The organism is Actinocrinis sp., assembly GCF_035938995.1.
In the GTDB taxonomy this organism is placed as follows: domain Bacteria; phylum Actinomycetota; class Actinomycetes; order Streptomycetales; family Catenulisporaceae; genus DASZGI01.
Window position 1 is genome coordinate 1 of the sequence record NZ_DASZGI010000360.1, and the last position, 19,365, is coordinate 19,365.

Annotated in this window: 17 protein-coding genes and 1 tRNA gene; 8 read left to right on the top strand and 10 right to left on the bottom strand. The window is 69.8% G+C overall.

The features are described 5' to 3' along the window. The first annotated feature begins 107 nt into the window (after positions 1–107). Both VGZ32_RS25155 and VGZ32_RS25160 read left to right on the top strand, forming a co-directional pair. The gene (locus VGZ32_RS25155) at positions 108–1,091 is read left to right on the top strand and encodes an NAD(P)H-quinone oxidoreductase (RefSeq protein ID WP_326888670.1); all 984 of its coding nucleotides are present in this window, start codon (positions 108–110) and stop codon (positions 1,089–1,091) included. 105 nt (positions 1,092–1,196) lie between these two features. Then, complete coding sequence (locus tag VGZ32_RS25160) at positions 1,197–1,766, top strand: bacterial proteasome activator family protein (protein WP_326888671.1); 570 nt, start codon at positions 1,197–1,199, stop codon at positions 1,764–1,766. Positions 1,767–1,824: 58 nt separating this feature from the next. Here VGZ32_RS25160 and VGZ32_RS25165 read toward each other — a convergent pair whose 3' ends face one another. Both VGZ32_RS25165 and serS read right to left on the bottom strand, forming a co-directional pair. Beyond that, positions 1,825–2,826: a phosphotransferase enzyme family protein gene (locus tag VGZ32_RS25165; protein ID WP_326888672.1), complete on the bottom strand. Its 1,002-nt coding sequence runs from the start codon at positions 2,824–2,826 to the stop codon at positions 1,825–1,827. Positions 2,827–2,980: 154 nt separating this feature from the next. After that, the gene (serS, locus tag VGZ32_RS25170; RefSeq protein WP_326888673.1) at positions 2,981–4,258 is read right to left on the bottom strand and encodes a serine--tRNA ligase; all 1,278 of its coding nucleotides are present in this window, start codon (positions 4,256–4,258) and stop codon (positions 2,981–2,983) included. 438 nt (positions 4,259–4,696) lie between these two features. On the opposite strand from serS, the gene VGZ32_RS25175 reads away from it, so the two are divergent. After that, the gene (locus VGZ32_RS25175) at positions 4,697–5,029 is read left to right on the top strand and encodes a rhodanese-like domain-containing protein (RefSeq protein WP_326888674.1); all 333 of its coding nucleotides are present in this window, start codon (positions 4,697–4,699) and stop codon (positions 5,027–5,029) included. Here VGZ32_RS25175 and VGZ32_RS25180 read toward each other — a convergent pair. Both VGZ32_RS25180 and VGZ32_RS25185 read right to left on the bottom strand, forming a co-directional pair. Beyond that, positions 4,995–6,386, bottom strand: coding sequence for a hypothetical protein (locus tag VGZ32_RS25180; protein WP_326888675.1), 1,392 nt, complete (start codon positions 6,384–6,386; stop codon positions 4,995–4,997). The two genes, VGZ32_RS25175 and VGZ32_RS25180, sit on opposite strands and share 35 nt — an antisense overlap. A 329-nt stretch (positions 6,387–6,715) precedes the next feature. After that, positions 6,716–7,450 (bottom strand): glycosyltransferase family 2 protein, encoded by a 735-nt coding sequence (locus tag VGZ32_RS25185; RefSeq protein ID WP_326888676.1) that lies wholly within the window; start codon positions 7,448–7,450, stop codon positions 6,716–6,718. A gap of 344 nt (positions 7,451–7,794) precedes the next feature. On the opposite strand from VGZ32_RS25185, the gene VGZ32_RS25190 reads away from it, so the two are divergent. Further along, a complete protein-coding gene (locus VGZ32_RS25190; RefSeq protein ID WP_326888677.1) occupies positions 7,795–8,388 on the top strand; it encodes a hypothetical protein in 594 nt (197 codons plus the stop codon). Positions 8,389–8,564: 176 nt separating this feature from the next. Beyond that, entirely contained in the window at positions 8,565–9,257 is a 693-nt protein-coding gene (locus VGZ32_RS25195) for a TetR/AcrR family transcriptional regulator (protein ID WP_326888678.1), read from the top strand. A gap of 28 nt (positions 9,258–9,285) precedes the next feature. Here the strand turns inward: VGZ32_RS25195 and VGZ32_RS25200 are convergent, their stop codons facing one another. Next, positions 9,286–9,918, bottom strand: coding sequence for an ATP-binding protein (locus VGZ32_RS25200; RefSeq protein WP_326888679.1), 633 nt, complete (start codon positions 9,916–9,918; stop codon positions 9,286–9,288). A 370-nt stretch (positions 9,919–10,288) separates the two neighbouring features. Next, entirely contained in the window at positions 10,289–11,131 is an 843-nt protein-coding gene (locus VGZ32_RS25205) for a glycerophosphodiester phosphodiesterase (protein ID WP_414642595.1), read from the bottom strand. 66 nt (positions 11,132–11,197) lie between these two features. Here VGZ32_RS25205 and VGZ32_RS25210 point away from each other — a divergent pair, with 66 nt between their 5' ends. Then, positions 11,198–11,569, top strand: a complete 372-nt coding sequence (locus VGZ32_RS25210) for a YbjQ family protein (RefSeq protein WP_326888681.1) — start codon at positions 11,198–11,200, stop codon at positions 11,567–11,569. A 63-nt stretch (positions 11,570–11,632) separates the two neighbouring features. Here the strand turns inward: VGZ32_RS25210 and VGZ32_RS25215 are convergent. The 4 genes from VGZ32_RS25215 to VGZ32_RS25230 all read right to left on the bottom strand — a co-directional run bounded on the left by VGZ32_RS25215 (position 11,633) and on the right by VGZ32_RS25230 (position 14,055). Then, positions 11,633–11,717 (bottom strand) — tRNA-Ser (locus tag VGZ32_RS25215). A 43-nt stretch (positions 11,718–11,760) separates the two neighbouring features. Further along, positions 11,761–12,057 carry an LppU/SCO3897 family protein gene (locus VGZ32_RS25220; RefSeq protein WP_326888682.1) on the bottom strand — a complete coding sequence of 99 codons (297 nt, stop codon included), beginning with the start codon at positions 12,055–12,057 and terminating at the stop codon, positions 11,761–11,763. Between the two features lie 175 nt (positions 12,058–12,232). Continuing rightward, on the bottom strand, positions 12,233–13,312 hold the full coding sequence (locus VGZ32_RS25225; protein WP_326888683.1) for an inositol-3-phosphate synthase: 1,080 nt from the start codon (positions 13,310–13,312) through the stop codon (positions 12,233–12,235). Positions 13,313–13,443: 131 nt separating this feature from the next. Continuing rightward, positions 13,444–14,055: a PadR family transcriptional regulator gene (locus VGZ32_RS25230; RefSeq protein ID WP_326888684.1), complete on the bottom strand. Its 612-nt coding sequence runs from the start codon at positions 14,053–14,055 to the stop codon at positions 13,444–13,446. Positions 14,056–14,556: 501 nt separating this feature from the next. Here VGZ32_RS25230 and VGZ32_RS25235 point away from each other — a divergent pair. Together VGZ32_RS25235 and VGZ32_RS25240 are read left to right on the top strand one after the other, a co-directional pair. After that, positions 14,557–17,589 (top strand): transglycosylase domain-containing protein, encoded by a 3,033-nt coding sequence (locus tag VGZ32_RS25235; protein ID WP_326888685.1) that lies wholly within the window; start codon positions 14,557–14,559, stop codon positions 17,587–17,589. A gap of 147 nt (positions 17,590–17,736) precedes the next feature. Further along, positions 17,737–19,308, top strand: a complete 1,572-nt coding sequence (locus VGZ32_RS25240; protein ID WP_326888686.1) for a glycosyltransferase family 87 protein — start codon at positions 17,737–17,739, stop codon at positions 19,306–19,308. Positions 19,309–19,365: the final 57 nt, after the last annotated feature.

Here is a 19,365-nt window from a genome sequence, read left to right on the forward strand (position 1 = left end):
CGAGAGGGATGTCGGTCGCGGCCCGGCTTTTCTACCCATCCGCGCAGGTTGTGGGGCGGCCCGCGGGCGCGGCGCAGTTCGCGGAAGAACCGGCATAGGGTGGGAACATGAAGGCCATCCAGATTGCCCGGCCGGGCGGCCCCGAAGTACTCGAGTGGGCCGACGCACCGGACCCGGAGCCGGGGCCCGGCGAGATCCTCGTCGACGTCGCCGCCTCCGCGGTGAACCGGGGCGACCTGCTCCAGCGCCGGGGCCAGTACCCGCCCCCACCCGGGGCGAGCGAGATCCTCGGCATGGAGTGTTCCGGGCGGGTCGCGGCCCTCGGCGACGGCGTCACCGAATGGCAGGTCGGAGACGAGGTCTGCGTGCTGCTCAGCGGCGGCGGATACGCAGAGCGCGTCACGGTCCCGGCAGTCCAGGCATTGCCGGTCCCGAAGGGCATGGACGTGGTCACCGCCGCCGGCCTGCCCGAGACGGTGTGCACCGTCTGGGTGAACGTCTTCATGACCGCCGCCCTCCAGCCGCGCGAGACGCTTCTCGTGCACGGCGGCGCAGGCGGCATCGGCACCACCGCCATCCAACTCGCCAAGGCCGTAGACGCACGCGTCATCGCGACCGCGGGCTCGGCCGAGAAGGTGGCGCGCTGCCGCGAACTCGGCGCCGACGCCGCCGTCGACTATCGCAGCGAGGACTTCGTCGCCCGGGTCGACCAGATCACCGGCGGACACGGCGCGGACGTGATCCTCGACGTGATGGGCGCCTCCTACCTGGACCGGAACCTGAACGCGCTGGCGACCCGCGGGCGCCTGGTGGTCGTCGGGCTCCAGGGAGGCACCCGCGCGGAGCTGGACCTGGGCAAGCTCATGCAGAAGCGCGGCGCGATCATCGCCACCAACCTGCGGCCCCGGCCGGTCGCCGAGAAGGGCGCGATCCTCGCCTCGGTCCGCGAGCACGTCTGGCCGCTGATCGAAGACGGACGGCTGACGGTCGTCTCCGACGCACGCTTCCCGATGGCTCAGGCGGCCGACGCGCACCGGCTGCTCGAGTCGTCAGGGCACGTCGGTAAAGTGCTGCTGGTCGCGCACCCCTGAACCATCATGGCCCTTCATCACCCGCAATCCTCAACCAGCGCCGGTCCCGCACCGGGTTCAGCCGACGAACCGACCGCGCGCCACACACCGACACCGGGGAGCACCATGGACGCCCAGAACCCGCAGTACCCCGCTCCGACCGACGACTATCGGGCCGGAGGCTACGTCGTGGTGGGACCGGACGGCAGACCGGTGCCCGCGGAGCTGGCCGGCGACGAGGAGAAGCCGGACGTGCCGATCGGCGAGGACCCGACGAACGTCGCCGAGATGGTCGAGCAGCCGGCGAAGGTCATGCGCATCGGCTCCATGATCAAGCAGCTGCTCGAGGAGGTCCGGGCGGCGCCGCTGGACGAGGCGAGCCGGGCCAGGCTCAAGGAGATCCACAAGTCCTCCATCGCCGAGCTGGAGAAGGGCCTGGCGCCCGAGCTGATCAACGAGCTCGAGCGGCTGTCGCTGCCCTTCGCCGAGGACGGCGTGCCGAGCGAGGCGGAGCTGCGCATCGCCCAGGCCCAGCTGGTCGGCTGGCTCGAGGGCCTGTTCCACGGCATCCAGACGGCGCTGTTCGCCCAGCAGATGGCGGCCCGCGCGCAGCTCGAGCAGATGCGCCGCGCGCTGCCTCCCGGCGTGGGCGACCCGCAGACCCGCCCCGGCGGCCCCGCCGGACCGTACCTTTAAATAGCCGACCATAGCTGTGACGCTATAGAGCGCTATAAAGCGCAACAGAGCGGCGGACTCAGGGCCGGAACGCGTCGAGCACCTTGTCGTAGTGGTGCGTCCACCACACGACGAGGGCCGACGCGGCCGGGAACTGCTCGTCCGGGCGCGCGTCGTAGCGCTCGTAACGCCAGCGCAGCATCCAGAAGTCGGTGAGGCGCTCCCACCACAGCCGGTGCACGGCGGTCGGGATCTCGTCGCCGAGCGCGGGGAACCCGTCGAGGTAGCCGCGCACGTAGTGCCCCACCCGGTCCAGGTCGAGCCGCCCGTCGCAGGGGTCGACGAAGAAGATCAGCGCCGACCGCACCAGTTCCTCGCCGTAGGGCAGGATGCCCAGCCGGTCCCAGTCCACCACGGCCCGGATCGCCCCGTCCGGGCTGAACAGGACGTTGAGTCCGTGGAAGTCCCCGTGCACGTGGCCGACGGTCAGCCGGTCGTCGGGACTGGGGCGGCGGTGCGCCAGCGCGCGCAGCAGCGCCATCCGCTCGGTCAGCCGGAACTCGGCCAGATCGTCGATGCCCTCGCGCACCGGACGGCTGCGCAGGAGTCCGAGCAGCCGCCGGGCGGTCTCCTGCGCCTCATCCGGCGACGCGCTGTCGTGGAACATCGGCTGCTCCACGGGCCCGAGGACTCCGCTGAGCGCCACGTGTAGCCGCGCCAGCAGGGCGCCGAGGTCCTGGCACTGATCGGGGGTGAGGGCGAGGCCGGGCAGATGGCCGCCCTGGATCCACGGGTAGAGGGCGAACTGGCGCGGGCCGCGGCGGGCGATCGTGCGCCCGGCGACGTCGCGCAGCGGCGGTACGACCGGAAGCCCGGCCGCGGCGAGGGCTGCGGTCGCTGCGTGCTGCGCGTTGATCTGCCGCGGGGCCTGCTCGAGGTACTGCTTGAGGAAGAGCGGGCCCGCGCCGGTCGCCACGGCGAAGGACCGGTTGAGCAGGCCCTCGTCGAGCGGTCGGAACGTTTGAACGTCGGCGATCCCATAGCGCCGGAGCAGTGCCGCCAGGGGGGACTGACGCGGCATGGCGGTACTGTACGCCCTTTATACGTGCTCGAAGCCGTTGTCTCAGCGCCGTCTCACCCGCGGTTTTCCGCCGGGGGAATGCGGGGCCTGATCCCCACCCCCGCAGACCGCCGGTCCGGAGCGCCCGGACCGGCGGCCGGAGAGCCGCGGGGGTCTATTTCGCCGACGGCTCCAGCAGTTCGCGCCCGCCGAGATGGGGCCGCAGCGCCCGCGGCACCCGGACCGAGCCGTCGGCCTGCTGGTGGTTCTCCAGGATCGCCACGATGGTCCGCGGCATCGCGCACAGCGTGCCGTTGAGCGTGGCCAGCGGCCGGGTGCCCTCGGCGTCGCGCATCCGGATCGCCAGCCGGCGGGCCTGGAAGCCGGTGCAGTTCGAGGTCGAGGTCACCTCGCGGTATCTGCCCTGCGTCGGGATCCAGGCCTCGCAGTCGTACTTGCGCGCCGCCGACGAACCCAGGTCGCCGGCCGCGACGTCGATCACCCGGTACGGCAGCTCCAGCTTGTCCAGGAACTCCTTCTCCCAGGCGAGCAGGCGCCGGTGCTCGGCGGCCGCGTCCGCCGGGTCGCAGAACGAGAACATCTCGACCTTCTCGAACTGGTGGACCCGGATGATGCCGCGGGTGTCCTTGCCGTACGACCCGGCCTCGCGCCGGTAGCAGGACGAGTAGCCGGCGTAGCGCAGCGGCAGCGACGAGGCGTCGAGGATCTCGTCCATGTGGTACGCGGCGAGCGGGACCTCGGAGGTGCCGACCAGGTAGAGATCGTCCTCGGCCAAGTGGTACACGTTCTCGGCGGCCTGTCCCAGGAACCCGGTGCCCTGCATCGCGGCCGGCTTGACCAGCGACGGGGTCACGACGGGAGTGAAACCGGCCCCGACCGCCTGGTCCACGGCGAGCCGGAGCAGCGCGAACTCCAGCAGGGCGCCGACGCCGGTCAGGTAGTACTGGCGCGCACCGCCGACCTTGACCCCGCGCTCCAGGTCGATCGCGCCGAGGATGCGGCCGAGCTCGACGTGGTCGCGCGGCTCGAAGCCGTCGGCGGCGAAGTCGCGCGGGGCGCCGATCTCCTCGAGCACGACGTAGTCTTCCTCGCCGCCCTCGGGCACGCCCGGCTCGACCAGGTTCGACAGGCCCAACGAGAGCTGCTGGGCCTCGTCGGCGGCCTCGTTCTGCGCAGCCTCCGCGGCCTTCACCTCGGCGGCCAGCGTGCTCGCCGAGGCCAGGAGCTCGGTCTTCTCGGCCCCCGAAGCCTGCCCGATCCGCTTGCCGAGCTGCTTCTGCTCGGCCCGCAGCCGGTCGAAGGCGGTCGCGGACGATCGGCGCCGCTCGTCGGCGGCCAGCACCCGGTCCACCAGGGTCGGGTCTTCGCCGCGGGCGCGCTGCGAGGCGCGGAAGCGGTCCGGATCGTCGCGGAGTTCTCGGAGGTCGATCACAGGGAAAAGTTACCGGTTCGGGTGGGCCACGCGGAAATGGACACCTGCCTGATCATGCAGCTTTCGGTGCACCTACGGGCACAACAGATTACCTCCGAAAACGACCGGTCGTCTTGCCCGGACCGGGGTGTTCGTGGATACGGCGAAGATCGCCCGGGCGGGAAAGACCGGGGAGGCAGCGGCGCCTGCCTCCCCGGCGCTTAGGCGGACTGGTGTCCGTTTCCCGTTGATCCACCCGTGCGGCCGGTGCCTGTCAGAACCCGGCAAGCCAAAAATGGACTAGACCAGATCAGGTGTCAAGAGCCCGCAGAACAGTCCGTGAACGCCGACCTGGCGAGCCCCGGTTGGCTTAACCTTGCGTTGAGCAGATCTTGAGCGTGCCCTGGATCGACGCACCGGCGCTTGATCTGGGCCGAGGCGATGCGGAGTGCACCGACGATGTTCCAGTCCCCGACCCCCAACGTCCCCGTCACGGGCCTGCCCGCGGACGGATTCCTTCTCGACGTCCGCGAGGACGACGAGTGGCGAGCCGGGCACGCGCCCGACGCCGTGCACTTGCCGCTGAGCGAGCTCATGGCTCGGGTCGACGAGGTGCCCGAAGACTGCGACGTGTACGTGATCTGCAAGGTCGGCGGCCGGTCCGAGCAGGCCGTGCGCTATCTCAACCAACTCGGCCGATCCACGGTGAACGTATCCGGTGGGATGCTCGCTTGGGAAGCGGCGGGCAAGCCGATGGTCAGCGAGGCGGGCGGGCAGCCGTTCGTCGCCTGATCCCGAGCGCGACGCAGGCCGCCGCGGCGCCGATCGAGAACACCGGGGCGGCGTCCGCGCGGATCCACGACGCCCAGCCGGCCATCCCGGGAACGAGCGGCACGTCGAGCCCGGGGACGTAGGCGGCGGAAAGCACGGTAGTGCGCGCAGTCGCCAGCAGGTCGACGGGTCCGGTGACGCAGACGGCGAGCGGCGCCCAGGCGACGATGTCGTACCAGGGCAGCGTGTACGGCGCGGCCAACACCCAGGCGAGGCCCAGCAGCGCCAGCATCCTCGCCGCCTGCCCGCCGGGCGATCGCCGATCCGCGGGGCTGAGCAGTGGCGCAAGCAGCCACGCCAGCAGGAGCAGTGTCGCCCACCCGAGGGCCGAGATCAGGTCGCGGGCCGAGCCGTCCCCCATCGCGTGCTGGAGCGGAGCGAGCAGCGGCCGCCAAGCGGAGCCCAGCGAGACCATCCGGGCGGACTCGCGGGCCGGGGTGAGAGCCGTGCGACCGTAGGGCAGGTAGACCAGCAGGCCGGTCGCCGCCGCGCACAGCACGAACAGCGCGACCTGCTTCCAGTGGTGGCGCAACGCCCACATGGCGGCGAGCGCGGCTAGTCCGAGAGAGAGCTTGGTCGCGCACCCGAGCCCAATCGCCACCGCAGCGAGGATCGTGCCGACGGCGTCCCGGCGGGCATGCAGCGCATAGATCCCGAGGACGGCGAAGAAGACCGCGAACGCGTCGAGGTGCGCGGCGTTGACGGTTTCCAGGAGAAGCAGCGGATTGAGGCCGAACAGGACGGTGACCCTCCCCGGATCGCCAATCCGCCGCAGCATCGCCCCCATCGCGACGTAGGCCACCGCGCCGAGCAACGCGAGGACGAAGACGGTGGCCCGCGCCGAGTCGCCGCCGATCCACGAGGCAAGCGCCTGCTCGGCGGTGGCAACCGGGCCGTAGACGGAGGGGGTGTCGGTCCACGGGGGCTGCACCGCGAGTCCGATCGGATCACCGTGCGCGGCGAGGGTGTGGGCGGTCTGGGTGTACGGATTGCCGCCCGTGGTCACCAGGCGGCCGTAGGCGGCGTAGACGAGGTGGTCCGCGGATCCCATCGGGGGAACCAGGATCGTGGCGGCAGCGGCGCCGTAAGAGGCTCGGATCAGTGGTCTGAGGCGCGGGGTCCACCCGGCCCGCAGGGCGCTCAAACACAGGGCGAGGCCGCACGCACCGGACAGGAGCGACGCGTCCAGCAATACGGTGACAAGCCATTGCGGCGGGTTCGCGGTGAAAGCGAACGGCAGGCCGACGAACGAGTGGCCCGGGAGCGGGGCTTGGGCGGCGGACGGCCCGAGCAAACCGGTGGCGACGATGAGCGCCACGGATAGCAGCAGAGCACTGAGTCCAGCTACGCCCCGCCGCGTCGCCGAAACAGAGGACGCATTCAGCCCGAGGTCCCCCTGCGGCGCACTCCCTCCCCCTATCGTCGCCCCCTGACTCGCCGCATCCGGCGACACAGTTTCCTGAGACGCCGCGTCGTCCGACACCGCGTCGTCCGACACCGCATCGTCCGAAGCCACGTCGTGTGAAGCCGATTCCTGCGACACCGTTTCCCGAGACGCTGCTTCCTGAGGCGCTGCTTCCCGAGACACCGCCTGCTGCGACGCTGCCTTCTGCGACACCGGCTTCCCGGACGCCATCGCTTTAGTCCCTAGCGGGTGCGCCAGGTAGCCGGGCGCAGCGCCGCGGGGACACGTCGGACCGCGAGCGCCAGCGCGACGTCGCGGTACTGCTTGGCCCGGTGCAGTTGCGCGGCCAGATCGGTGCCGGTGACCCGGTGCCGGAACGGAATCTCGACCTCGCCGACCCGGAAGCCGGCGCGCAGCACGTCGACGGTCAGTCCGGTCTCGACGCCGAACCCGAAAGCCAGCGGCAGAGCCGCCTCGAACGCGGCGCGGGTCAGGCAGCGCTGGCCGGACAGCGGCTGGCGCGCCTCGAAGCCGACGGCCGAGCGAATCCCCTCCCGGGCCAAGCGCACCACGAAGCCGTGGCCGCCGCCCGGCTGCGGCGGCAGCGTCGCGATCGACATCCCCACCGCCCCCGAACGCACCGGTTCGGCCAGCGGCGCCGCCTCGGCCGCGGTGCCTTCCAGGTCGCCGTCGAGGAACAGCAGCATCCGCGGCGCGGCCCGGCCCTCCCGCGCCTCGATCGCGGCCACCGCCGCCGCGCCGCTCTCCATCGCGGCGCCCTTGCCGCGGTTGCGGCTGTGCCGGACCACGACCGCCCCGGCCGCCCGGGCGACCTGGGCAGTGGCATCCCGCGACCCGTCGTCCACCACGAGCACCAGGTCGACGCCGGGCACCTTCCCGGCCGCCTCGACCGTCGCGGCGATCCTGGCCTCCTCGTCGAACGCGGGGATCACCGCGGCGAGATCACTGGTTTCCATGACCGGCCATCCTACGGGCCATGGTGAGCCGGGGATGGAAGGCTCCGGAGACGAGGGCTTCGAGAGCCTCGAAACGACCTGTCGCCTTGAAAGCGACCGCCACGGAGCAGACCCTAAGACGACCGGTCGTTTCAGAGGACGTTTGTCACAGCCGACCGGCCTGCACGCGACGCGATCGGTACTCAGCGCCATATGGGTAACGAACCTGACCCGGACGAGTGAACGCGGCTACCGATGCAGTGCTTGATAGGGCTAACATTCGCTCCAGCACTGATCCGGTGTTCGACATCCGATCAGGGCATTGATCATTCGATTCCACCCCGCTGAAGGGGGTTCCGCCGTCCATGCCGGAGAACGCCGGGCCCGTCCGCCCCATCGAGTCCAGCCGTCTGCGGCCCCATCATGTGCGCTCGGTGGCGCTGGCGGGGGCGGTGGTCGGGGTCGTGGTGCTGCCGATCGCGGCGGCCCAGGCCACGCCGTCGCAGAACCATGATGCGCTGTCCGGCGGGTCGTCCGTGTCCGCCGCGGCGGGCCAGTCCGCGGCGGGCGCGGAGTCGCCGTCGCCGGTGGCCCAGGCGGTCGCGTCCGAGTTCTGCGGTACCCCGACGAACACGAAGCGGTCCGACGGCAGCATCCGCACACAGGTCTGTGTGAACCAGAGCGGCGGGACGGTTCTGGCTCGGCTATACGTCTCGAACGGCACTAGCACGCCTCAAGTGGCGGCGCTGAACCTTACTCAGGTGAACGGCGACGTGGTGCAGGTGCAGTGCGTCGTGGCGGCCGGGGACTCCTCGGCCCAGTGCGCGACCTCCCCGGTGCCGGTGGGCTCGGGCACTGGCGCGTTCGACGCGATCGCCGAGCTGGTCGGCCAGAACGCTCCGGTCTCGGCCGGGCTGATCCACGTGGAATCGGGACTGGTCGCCCCGCAGGCGCAGTGACCGCTTCGGCCGCCGCGGCCTAAGCACGGCGCAGGTCCGGTGCGGACCCTTTCGGGCCGTCCGGGACTGGTCGAGCCGAGCGCCACGACCGTCGTACCGCCCAGCCGCCAGGCCTCGGATCCTTCCTGGCCGCGCCGGGGTTACTGTTCGGTAGCTTTTTACGTAGGCTGGCGGCAATGACGACTACACCTCCGCTGCCCACAGCCAGCGGCGGCCGGGCCAGACCGCTGCGACTCAGCGAGCGGCAGATCCTCGACGCCGCTCGCGCCTGCGTGCTCGCCGCCGGGGTCCACGACACGACGCTCAACGACGTCGCCCGGCGTGCGGGGGTCAGCCGGATGACGCTCTACCGGCGATATTCCGACATCGGCTCGCTGATCAGCGAGGTGCTCGGACACGAGTTCGCACGCATCCTGCGGGAGAACACCGAGACTCCGCCGCTCGCTTCGCCCGACACCAGGACGGCCCGGCGCAAGCTCGTCGAGACGGTGCTGGCGGTGGTCCGGGCATTCCACGCGGACCCGCTGATGCGCCAGGTCCTGGACGTCGAGCCGGAAATCCTGATGCCGTATCTCATCAACCGCTTCGGCTCGACCCAGCAGATCGCGGTGAACCTGTTGGCGAACCGGCTCGACGCGGGCTACCGGGACGGCTCGATCAAGAAGGGTTCCATCGCGGTGCAGGCCCACTCGATCGTGCTCACCGCGCAGGCCTTCATCATCTCCGCGGCGGCGACGGGCCCGATCCCGGTCACCCGCCTGCTCGACGAGCTGGGCGCGATGTTGGACGCATATCTCGCCCCCGACGCCAATGGGCAGCAGCGGGCCGAGGCAATCGGCACGAACCCCGGTGGTGGGTACACGTACTAGCGGGTCGCCCCCATTGCGGCGCGGTCGTTCAGCGCTGCGGATAAGGCGGCAGAAGATGGATGACCGCCCCGGCGGGCTTGTCCGCCGATACCTTCGGCTCGCGCGGTGACCTGTTCTCCACCTCCGCGGCCGGTTCTGCTCCCGGCGGAGGCGGTGCGGACGGCAACGCGGTCACGGTTCCGGCGGCGCTGCCGGCGCCGCTACCCCCGGCTCTCAGCCTGCGCCCGGCGTGCCTCGCCCGTACCGCGAGTTCGGCCCAGACGGTGTATTCGTCACCGCCCTCCTCCCGCTGCGACCCCCAGCGGTCCGCGAGCCGGTCGACGATCTCCAGGCCCCGCCCGGCATGCGCCGACACCGACATCGAGTACGGTTTCGTCGACGGCCGGGTAGTCCCGCCGCCGTCTGTCACCTCGATCCGCAGCAAGCCCTCGCCGGTCAGTTCCCACGCTATCCGGATCAGCCCGGAGTCCAGCGCCCTGGCGTGCCGGAGCGAGTTGGTGACGAACTCGGACAGGATCAACACGGCGTCGTCCACCAGCGAGCCGAGCACGTCCCGCTCGTACAGCGCGGCGGCCAGCTGCGACCTGGCCTGGCGGACACTTGTCGAAGAGTGCGGCAGGAAACCGGTGTACGAGGCGGGCGACACTCGTGCAACTGGCATGATCACCCCCACCGACCCCTCTCGCGGATCTTCCCCGGCCGGCCCCTTCGCCACGGCCGCGCACAATGGGATCGATGCCCAAGGGGAGCAGGATGGAAACTGGCAGTCTGCGCTTCGCAACAGCGCTTTTTCGGCACGCTCCGGACGAATGCGCCCCGGCTCGCGACAGCTTCCCCTGAAGCACCCCGAAACCACCCTGGCCACCTGGTGTTTTTCCGACGCGGGGTGGGGAGGGCGCGTCGCGGGGGCCTTTACCTAGATTTGAGGCTCGCTCAGCCAAGGGCCTTGGACCGCGGTCCGGAGCGCACGCCGGAGTGTACCCAGGCGGGTACCTGTAGCGATCCTCTAGCGATTTCATGTATGCCGCGCTTTATGCGTCGACCATCGCCCGCACTTCGCGCGGGTGGTTCGTGATGATCGCGTCCACGCCGAGCTTCAGGCACAGCTCGACGTCCGTAGGTTCATCAACCGTCCACACGTGCACCCGGCGACCCGCCCTGTGGAGGCGATCCACGTACTCGGGGCGATCACGCAGGATCGCGATCGACGGTCCCCCGATCGGAGTACCCCGCGGCAGCTGCCCGTCGCGCAGCCGGTAGCCGATCGGCTCCATCAGGAAGACGACGTCCAGTGCGGGAGCCAGCTTGAGGATCCGGCGGATCGCCATCCGGGAGAAGCTCATCACCCGCACCGGGGCCGGTCCGGCGACGCCCGGATGCGCCCAGCCGAACTCGTCCAGCAGTTCGACCAGCCGCCGCTCCACCAGGCCCGCGTACCGGGTGGGGTGCTTGACCTCGATGGCCAGTTCCACCGGTCGCGGCTGCTCGGCCGCCAGCTCCATCAGCCGGCGCAGGGTGAGCACCCCGCAGCGGTCCCGGTCGGGCTCCTCCGGCTCGGCGGCGGAGCCGTGCCAGGAGCCGAAATCAAGCTCCTCGAGCCGGGCCAGCTCGAGGCCGGAGACGAACCCGGTCCCGTTGGACACCCGGTCGACCCGCCGGTCGTGCACGCACACCAGGTGGCCGTCGAGGGTCAGCCGCACGTCGCACTCCAGCGCGTCCGCACCGGCCTCGATGGCCTTGCGGTAGGCGGCGAGGGTGTGCTCGGGCGCCTCGCTCGACGCGCCCCGGTGCGCGACCACCTGGGGCCGCGGCCGGCTGTCGTTGTCCACGTCCGCATTCTCCCAGGAACCGTCTCGACGACTGGTGGGCGACATCGGACGGCGGTAGGAAGTACCGGTGAACAGATTCCGACTCCGACGCACCACCCCGAGGAGACATCGATGAGCGACGCTTCCGGCTGGACCGGTCCGCAGTTCCTGGTGACCACCACGAACGATGTGCCCGGTTACCGGGTCGAGCAGGTATTCGGTGAGGTGTTCGGGCTGACCGTGCGCTCGCGCAACGTGTTCAGCCAGATGGGCGCCGGGCTCAAGTCGATGTTCGGCGGCGAGCTGAAGGGCATGACCAAGGTGCTCGTGGACAGCCGCAACGAGGTCATGGGGCGGATGATCACGGAAGCCCAGGCACGCGGCGCCAACGCGGTCATCGCGATGCGGTTCGATACCTCGGAGATGGGCGACGTCTGGACCGAGATCTGCGCTTACGGCACCGCGGTCCGGGTCGTGCCGACGGGTGCGCCGGGCCAGGCTTAGCGGGAGCGCCGCATCCGGCCCGCCTGCGCTGAGCGACCGGCGCAGTGCAGGCGGCCGGGTCGGCGGAGGGCGTGGGATTCGAACCCACGATGACTCTCGTCATGCCGCTTTTCAAGAGCGGTGCCCTAGGCCACTAGGCGAGCCCTCCTGGCAGGCGCCAGTGTCTCACGACCCAGCAGACGGCGGGCAACTTACTTCGCAGCGCCCGCACACAGCACGAACGAAGCCTCGCCCTTCGGGTACTCCACGAAGGCCTGGGTGGTGCCGGAGACGCCGTCGCACCGGTTCGAGTCGTCGCCGGTGAACTTCGCCAGCACTTTGAGCGCGCCGGGGGCGCCGCAGGCGACGTGGACGAGTTCGCCGGACTTCGGGGTCGCCACGCAATCCCCGACCGCCGCGTAGTGCTGCTTGCCCTGGTTCACCCAGAACAGGTAGCCGATCACCACGAGGGCTCCGGCCACGATCCCCCACACCACCTTGCGCGACATTGGGTTGAGCTTACACAGACGGCGCAGTATGCCGGGAGTCCCAGGGACTCGCTGGGACTGCCTGGACACGGCTGCGGGACGGCCTGAAGCACTGGCCGTCCCGCCGGGCCGCGGGGCGTGGCGCCCCGGGTTCGCGCGCGGAGGTGTCCGCGCGCCTGTGCCGTTCAGACCGTGGTCAGCGGTCCACCTCGCCGTTGATGAACTTCTCGACCGCGTCGCGCGCCTGGTCGTCGAAGTACTGGACCGGCGGGGACTTCATGAAGTAGGACGAGGCGGACAGGATCGGGCCGCCGATGCCGCGGTCCAGGGCGATCTTCGCGCAGCGCAGCGCGTCGATGATCACACCGGCCGAGTTGGGCGAGTCCCACACCTCGAGCTTGTACTCCAGGTTCAGCGGCACGTCGCCGAACGCGCGGCCCTCCAACCGGACGTACGCCCACTTGCGGTCGTCCAGCCAGGAGACGTAGTCGGACGGGCCGATGTGCACGTTGCCCTTGCCGATGTCGTGCGACAGCTGCGAGGTGACCGCCTGGGTCTTGGAGATCTTCTTGGACTCCAGCCGCTCGCGCTCGAGCATGTTCATGAAGTCCATGTTGCCGCCCACGTTCAGCTGCATGGTCCGGTCCAGCACCACGCCGCGGTCCTCGAACAGCTTGGCCAGCACCCGGTGCGTGATGGTCGCGCCGACCTGGGACTTGATGTCGTCGCCGACGATCGGCACGCCGGCCTCGGTGAACTTGTCCGCCCACTCCTTGGTGCCCGCGATGAACACCGGCAGGGCGTTGACGAAGGCCACCTTGGCGTCGATCGCACACTGGGCGTAGAACTTCGCCGCGTCCTCGGAGCCGACCGGCAGGTAGCAGACCAGCACGTCGGCCTTGGTCTCCCGGAGCACCTTGACGACGTCCGCCGGCTCCTCCGGAGACTCCTCGATCATCTGCTGGTAGTACTTGCCCAGGCCGTCGAGGGTGTGGCCGCGCAGCACCGTCACCCCGGTGGGGGGCACCTCCGCGATCTTGATGGTGTTGTTCTCGGAGGCGTGGATGGCGTGCGCCAGGTCCTGGCCGACCTTCTTGGCGTCCACGTCGAACGCCGCCACGAACTCGATGTCGCGGACGTGGTAGGGGCCGAACTGGACATGCATCAGACCCGGCACTCTGGCGGAGGGGTCTGCGTCCTTGTAGTACTCGACGCCCTGAACGAGGGAGGAGGCGCAGTTCCCCACGCCCACAATGGCTACGCGAACCGAACCCATGCGGTGTTGGCTCCTTCTGATTAGTCGATCTTCAAAGGGGGGCGGGTTGGTCGCGCCCTCGGTCTTACGTCGGACAGTTCTCTCGTGCGGGCCCGCGGCGGCATCGGGCGGGCCGACGACGGCGCCGCCGGCTACGTGGCGGGCGGGCCCACCTGCCGCTGGTCGTGCTCGGTCTCGATCAGCTCGTTGAGCCAGCGGACCTCGCGCTCCACCGACTCGAGCCCGTGCCGTTGCGCCTCCAGGGTGTAGCGGTCGAGCCGCTCCTTGGTCCGGGTGACGGACTGGCGGAACAGGTCGAGCCGCTCCTCGAGCCGGGAACGGCGCCCCTCCAGGATCCGCAGCCGGATGGCGGCGTCGGTGCGCCCGAAGAAGGCGAAGTGCACTCCGAAGTTCTCGTCCTCCCACGCCGACGGGCCGGCGTCGGACAGCAGCTGGCCGAAGTGCTCCTCGCCCTCCGGGGTGAGCCGGTAGACGATCTTCGAACGCCGCGCGGCGGCCGCGTTGCCGCCCAGCGCGGGCGCCGCCTTGGCGCCGTGGTGACCGTGGCCGTCCGCCGTGTGGTCCTCGACCAGCAAGCCGCGGGCGACCAGATCCTTGAGGCAGGGGTAGAGCGTGCCGTAGGAGAACACGCGGAGCGAGCCGAGCAGGACGTTCAGCCGCTTGCGCAGCTCGTAGCCGTGCATCGGCGACTCGTGGAGGAGACCCAGGACGGCGAACTCCAGCACGCCGCTGCGCTTGGCCACCTGACCTCCTCATTCCGTCCCGGACGGGTGCGGATCCCACCGGGGGCTGTGCACGGACCTCGGCGCTCCCGGACGACGGCGGGCGACGGGATGTTCTCGCGTCCCGCACCCACAGCCGTCCACACAGCCGGACGAGGTTCGAAGAGCCCTCTTCCGCCGCGTGGACGCAACGGGTACGGTGCCTGTCCAGACGGTGAAGACCGCTCGCTCCGATGTATCGGCTCGATACATCGCCACGATAGGCGCGATCCGCCGTGCCTGACAAGTCCCCTGCTCACCGCTTGCTCGCCGTCTGCTCTACAGCCTCTCTTCATGGCTGATTTCACACCAGAAGCAGACATAGACGACAAGTAAGTCAATGCGGCAGGTCTGCTTTAGCCCGGCGAGCGAGACGGCGTACTCTGCTAGCCGTTCGTGTCAAGAGGCGCGGGAACCGGCCCGGGAGACCGGATCGTCTCTGGATAAGCCAGCCGAAAGAAGGCACAGGGAGTAGACGCGACGATGGGCGGAGACCACGAGTACGGGCGCGGCGACGCGTCCGGAGATGGATCACGGGCCTACGGTGGCGGACGACGCGGCTACGGGAGTGCCGACAACGAGGCGCAGCAGCCCCGCGGATACGGCGATCGCGGTTATGGGCCGGCCGCCGAATCGGGCGGTGATGAAGCCGGGGGCGGCGGCGCACGCGGCTATGGCGCGCCCGACAACGGCGGCGCCCGTGCCTATGGGAGTGGCGGTGGCGCGCGCAGCTACGACGCACCCGTCGATGCCTACTCCTACGGCGGCCGCGGCGCGCGTGAACGCCAAACGCCGATCCCGGGCGAAGTGGTGCAGCCCGACACCGCCGGCACCCGCCAGATGCCTGGCGTCTCCGGCGCGGACGAGGCGGTAAACGGCCCCCCGCGCCGAAGCCGGCTCGAGGAGCGAAGAGCCGCGCGCAACGGAGCCGGCGAGTACGCGCCGGACCAGGAACGCTCGACCCGATACGACCGCAGCGCCATCGACGGCCGTTCCACCCGCAATGGCGCCGGACGCCGTGGTGCCGGCCCAGGAGGGCCCGGCGGTCCAGGGGGCCCCGGCGGTCCGGGAGGGCCCGGCGGACGCAGCCCCGGCGGCCGTGCCGGAAATCGCCCGGTCAAGAAGGTCGGCTACCACAAGTACTTCGACTATCCGCGCACCGGCAAGGACGGCTGGCGCCGCTGGATGCCGTCGATCAAGCAGGTCTGCTCGTTCATGCTGGCCGGGTTCTTCCTGATCATCGGGCTCGTCGCGTTCGAATACGCGACCGTGCAGATCCCGACCGAGAACAGCGTCGCCACCCAGCAGGTGAGCTTGTTCACCTATGACGACGGCACCACGTTCGCCACCTACGGGAGCAACAAGAACCGGCAGAACGTCCAGATCCAGGACATCCCACCGGTGATGCAGAACGCGATCATCGCGGCCGAGGACAAGACGTTCCGCACCAACAACGGCATCTCGTACACCGGTATCGCCCGGTCGATCCTCAACGACCTCGAGGGCAAGCCGCTGCAGGGCGGCTCGACGCTTACCCAGCAGTTCGTGAAGAACGCGTATCTGAGCCAGAGCCAGACCTTCAGCCGGAAGCTCGACGAGATCTTCATCGCGCTGAAGATCGGCAAGACGCAGTCCAAGGACTGGGTCATGCAGAACTACCTGAACACGGTGTTCTTCGGCCGCAACTCGTACGGCATCCAGGCCGCCGCCAAGTCGTGGTTCGGCAAGGACGCCAACCAGATCACCGACCCGGGCGAGGCCGCGTTCCTGGCCGCCCTGGTCAACGAGCCGACCAACTTCAGCAAGGGCTGGGACCCGAGCACCGTCTCCAGCGATCCGCAGACCGCCGCGTACTGGCAGAACGAGCTGAAGCTGCGCTGGACCGCGGTGCTGAACAACATGCTCCAGTACGGCCTGATCAACCAGGCCGACCACGACAAGGCGCTGACGACCTTCCCGCAGCCGATCTCGCAGCAGAGCTCGACGGGTGAAACCGTCCAGCAGCAGCAGATGGCGAACGCGGTCAGCAACTGGATCGAAAGCTATGCCGCGGACAACCCGAATTCGGGCATCCCCTCACTGCAGACCATAGAATCCGGCGGCTACACCGTCACCACCACGTTCAACCAGCACTACATGGACCTGGCCCAGCAGGCGGTACAGACGGAGCTGCTCAGCAAGCTGAAATCGAGCAACTGGTACGACCAGAACTTGTACCCGGCGTTAGCCGCGGTGGATCCGACCACCGGCGAGTTGGTCGCCTTCTACGGCGGCACCACCCAGTACAACTGGGCCACCCAGGGGCAGGTGCAGCCCGGGTCGACCTTCAAAGCGTTCACCCTGGCGACGGCGTTCAAACAGAACATCTCACCGAACAGCTACATCAACGGCAACTCGCCATGGCCGGACCCGAACAACCCGGCCGAGATGGCCTTCGCCGCGGGCGACCGCCCGGTGACCAACGACGACGGCTCGCACGGCATGATCGACATCAACACCGCGACCGCGGCGTCGATCAACACCGCGTTCGTGCGGCTGTCCGGTCAGCTCGGCTACAACAACGTGATGCAGACCGTCAATGCCCTGGGGATCAACTCGAAGAACGCGCAGGGCCTGACCGCCAACGCGCGTCTGACCCTCGGCATCTCGGCGGTGAGTCCGGCGCGGATGGCCGACGCCTACAGCGCCTTCGCGGACAACGGGGCGCAGTACCCGCTGATCGAGGTCACCGAGATCAAGAGCTCCGGCTCCGGCGGGGTGGACTGGAAGACGCCGATGAAGCCGAACCAGGTGCTCGACCCGAACGTGGCCGAGACCGTGACGCAGACGCTGACGCACGTCACGCACGACAGCGACGGCACTGGCGCGGCGGCCCCCGGCGAGTCTGGCCTGAACAACGTCGCGGGCAAGACCGGAACGTCCACAATGGAACTGACCACGCTGCAGAAGCAGTACCCGGACATCTACAGCAAGACCCAGAACGGGCACTTCGACACGGCGGCCACCTGGTTCAACGGCTTCACCACCAAACTGGAGACCGCGGTCTCGCTGTCCCGGTGGATCACCGAGCCGAACCCGAACGCCAACCAGCCGGGGCAGCCGCCCACGCTCCAGATCCAGGCGCCGGTCGACAACATCAACAACGCCGGCTTCTCCTTCGGTGCCGACTACCCGCTGGCGATCTGGTCCGACTTCATGAAACTGATGCAGGGCACGGGTTCGAAGTTCGCCGGCGACACCGCGTTCCCCACCCCGAACACGACCAGCATGATGGTCTCCGGCAGCCCGACCCCGAGCGCCTCGGCCTCGGCGACCGCGTCGGCTCCGTCGAACCCGAACACCTCGGCGCCGGCCACCCCGACGCTGTCGCCCACGCCGAGCCTCGGCCCGAGTTCCTCGCCCTCGTGCGGCGGCCTGAGCAGCATCTTCGGCAACTGTCCGAGCACTGGGCCGAGCAGCAGTAGTTCACCGGGCAAGGGTCATGGTGGCGGACCTTCGAACAGTCCGAGTCCATAGCGCCCGCTCATTCCGGCGCCCCCGCGGTCGCGTACCGCGGGGGCGCCGGTGTCTCGGGACCGAAGGTCCCGGTTCTTCGCGATCTCGCCGCGGCGGTTGGAGGGTGCGGCCGCCCACCACGGTGCCCGGGTCGCTATGGTTACGCGCATGACGGTCAGCACAACCGCCTTCGGCGACGAGTCCGAGCAGCCCCGCGACGGAGCGGGCTGGAAGCCTCGGTCGTACGCGCGCATCGTCGCGCCGAGCCTGGACGACCCGGTGGTGAACGTCGGCGCGGACGGATTCGGCGGGGTGCTGGGGCGCCGGGCCCGGCTGCCGCGCACCCGGGGGGCGATCGCGTTCCTGCTCATCGTGCTGACGCTGCTGTCCACGGCCATCGGGATCGGCATGCGCGAGCCCTGCTTCAACACCGCGTGGACCGGCGCGGGGAACCAGCAGTACACGCACCTGTGCTACACGGACATCCCGTTCATGTACCAGGGCCGCGGGTTCTCCCAGAACCAGGTCGCCTACTACTCGACCAACCCGAACGACTACCTCGAGTACCCGGTGATCACCGGCGCGGCGATGGAGACCGCGGCGCTGCTGGCCCGGCACATCCCCGGCGACGCCAACAACCAGGGCCGCTGGTTCTACCTCTTCACCACCTGGTTCCTGCTGGCCTTCGCCGCGATCGCGGTGGTGGCGCTGATCGGCATCTCCGGGCCGCGGCCGTGGGACGCGGCGATGTTCGCGCTGGCGCCGGGGCTGATGCTGAACGGGACGATCAACTGGGACCTGATCGCGGTGGGCCTGGCGGCGGTCGCGCTGCTGGCCTGGGCGCGGCGCAAACCGGTGGTCGCCGGGATCTTCATGGGGCTGGGCACGGCGGCCAAGCTCTACCCCGGCCTGCTGCTGGTCGCGCTGGTCCTGTTGTGCTGGCGGGCCGGGAAGATGAAGGAGTGGTCGCTGGCCCTGCTCGGCGCGGTCGGGGCCTGGCTGGCGGTCAACCTGCCGTTCATGATCGAGAACATCCACGCCTGGACGTACTTCTACACGTTCAACGAGAACCGCGGCGCTGACTGGGGCTCGCTGTGGCTCTTCCTCGAGTACAGCCCGCTGCACGCGAGCTTCTCCTCGAGCTTCATCAACGTGGCGTTCGCGGTGCTGCTCGCCCTCTCCTGCGTCGGCATCGGCCTGGTCGCCTGGCTCGCCCGCACGCGCCCGCGGCTGGGGCAGATCGCCTTCCTCACCGCCGCGGCGTTCATCCTGTTCAACAAGGTGTACTCGCCGCAGTACGTGCTCTGGCTCATCCCGCTCGCGGTGCTGGCCCGGCCGCGCTGGCGCGACTTCCTGATCTGGCAGGCCTGCGAGGTCGTGTACTACGTGGCGATCTGGTTCTACCTGATCACCATCGTCACCCCGGACCGCGGGCTGCCTCAGGGTGGATACGACACCGCCATAGGCATCCACCTGGCCGGCACACTGTTCTTCGTCGTGCAGGTCATCCGCGACATCTTCGACACCCGACGCGACCCGGCCCGGGCCGCCGGCTTCGACGACCCGGGCGGTGGTGTCCTGGACGGCGCGGTGGATGTCTACGGGTTCCGCGACGCCTTTCCTGACATCGCGCCGACGCCGGACGCGACGGAGAAGGCCGACCCCGGCGCCTCAGAGGAAGAGTCCGAGGCGGCCGACGCCGACGAGGGTGCCGACACCGCCGCGCCGGTCACCGGCTGACGTTCGCGGCGGCGCACTTCCCGCCAACAGCCACGGCGGCGCGGCATCTATGGCCGC

What these genes read in the sequence shown, in the direction of transcription:
- VGZ32_RS25160 (WP_326888671.1), top strand. Translation starts at nt 1,197, where the DNA reads ATGGACGCCCAGAACCCGCAGTACCCCGCTCCGACCGACGACTATCGG.
- VGZ32_RS25220 (WP_326888682.1), bottom strand. Translation starts at nt 12,057, where the DNA reads ATGTCGCGCAAGGTGGTGTGGGGGATCGTGGCCGGAGCCCTCGTGGTG.
- VGZ32_RS25195 (WP_326888678.1), top strand. Translation starts at nt 8,565, where the DNA reads ATGACGACTACACCTCCGCTGCCCACAGCCAGCGGCGGCCGGGCCAGA.
- VGZ32_RS25205 (WP_414642595.1), bottom strand. Translation starts at nt 11,131, where the DNA reads ATGTCGCCCACCAGTCGTCGAGACGGTTCCTGGGAGAATGCGGACGTG.
- VGZ32_RS25175 (WP_326888674.1), top strand. Translation starts at nt 4,697, where the DNA reads ATGTTCCAGTCCCCGACCCCCAACGTCCCCGTCACGGGCCTGCCCGCG.
- VGZ32_RS25210 (WP_326888681.1), top strand. Translation starts at nt 11,198, where the DNA reads ATGAGCGACGCTTCCGGCTGGACCGGTCCGCAGTTCCTGGTGACCACC.
- VGZ32_RS25235 (WP_326888685.1), top strand. Translation starts at nt 14,557, where the DNA reads ATGGGCGGAGACCACGAGTACGGGCGCGGCGACGCGTCCGGAGATGGA.
- VGZ32_RS25165 (WP_326888672.1), bottom strand. Translation starts at nt 2,826, where the DNA reads ATGCCGCGTCAGTCCCCCCTGGCGGCACTGCTCCGGCGCTATGGGATC.
- VGZ32_RS25200 (WP_326888679.1), bottom strand. Translation starts at nt 9,918, where the DNA reads ATGCCAGTTGCACGAGTGTCGCCCGCCTCGTACACCGGTTTCCTGCCG.
- VGZ32_RS25185 (WP_326888676.1), bottom strand. Translation starts at nt 7,450, where the DNA reads ATGGAAACCAGTGATCTCGCCGCGGTGATCCCCGCGTTCGACGAGGAG.
- VGZ32_RS25155 (WP_326888670.1), top strand. Translation starts at nt 108, where the DNA reads ATGAAGGCCATCCAGATTGCCCGGCCGGGCGGCCCCGAAGTACTCGAG.
- VGZ32_RS25240 (WP_326888686.1), top strand. Translation starts at nt 17,737, where the DNA reads ATGACGGTCAGCACAACCGCCTTCGGCGACGAGTCCGAGCAGCCCCGC.
- VGZ32_RS25190 (WP_326888677.1), top strand. Translation starts at nt 7,795, where the DNA reads ATGCCGGAGAACGCCGGGCCCGTCCGCCCCATCGAGTCCAGCCGTCTG.
- VGZ32_RS25225 (WP_326888683.1), bottom strand. Translation starts at nt 13,312, where the DNA reads ATGGGTTCGGTTCGCGTAGCCATTGTGGGCGTGGGGAACTGCGCCTCC.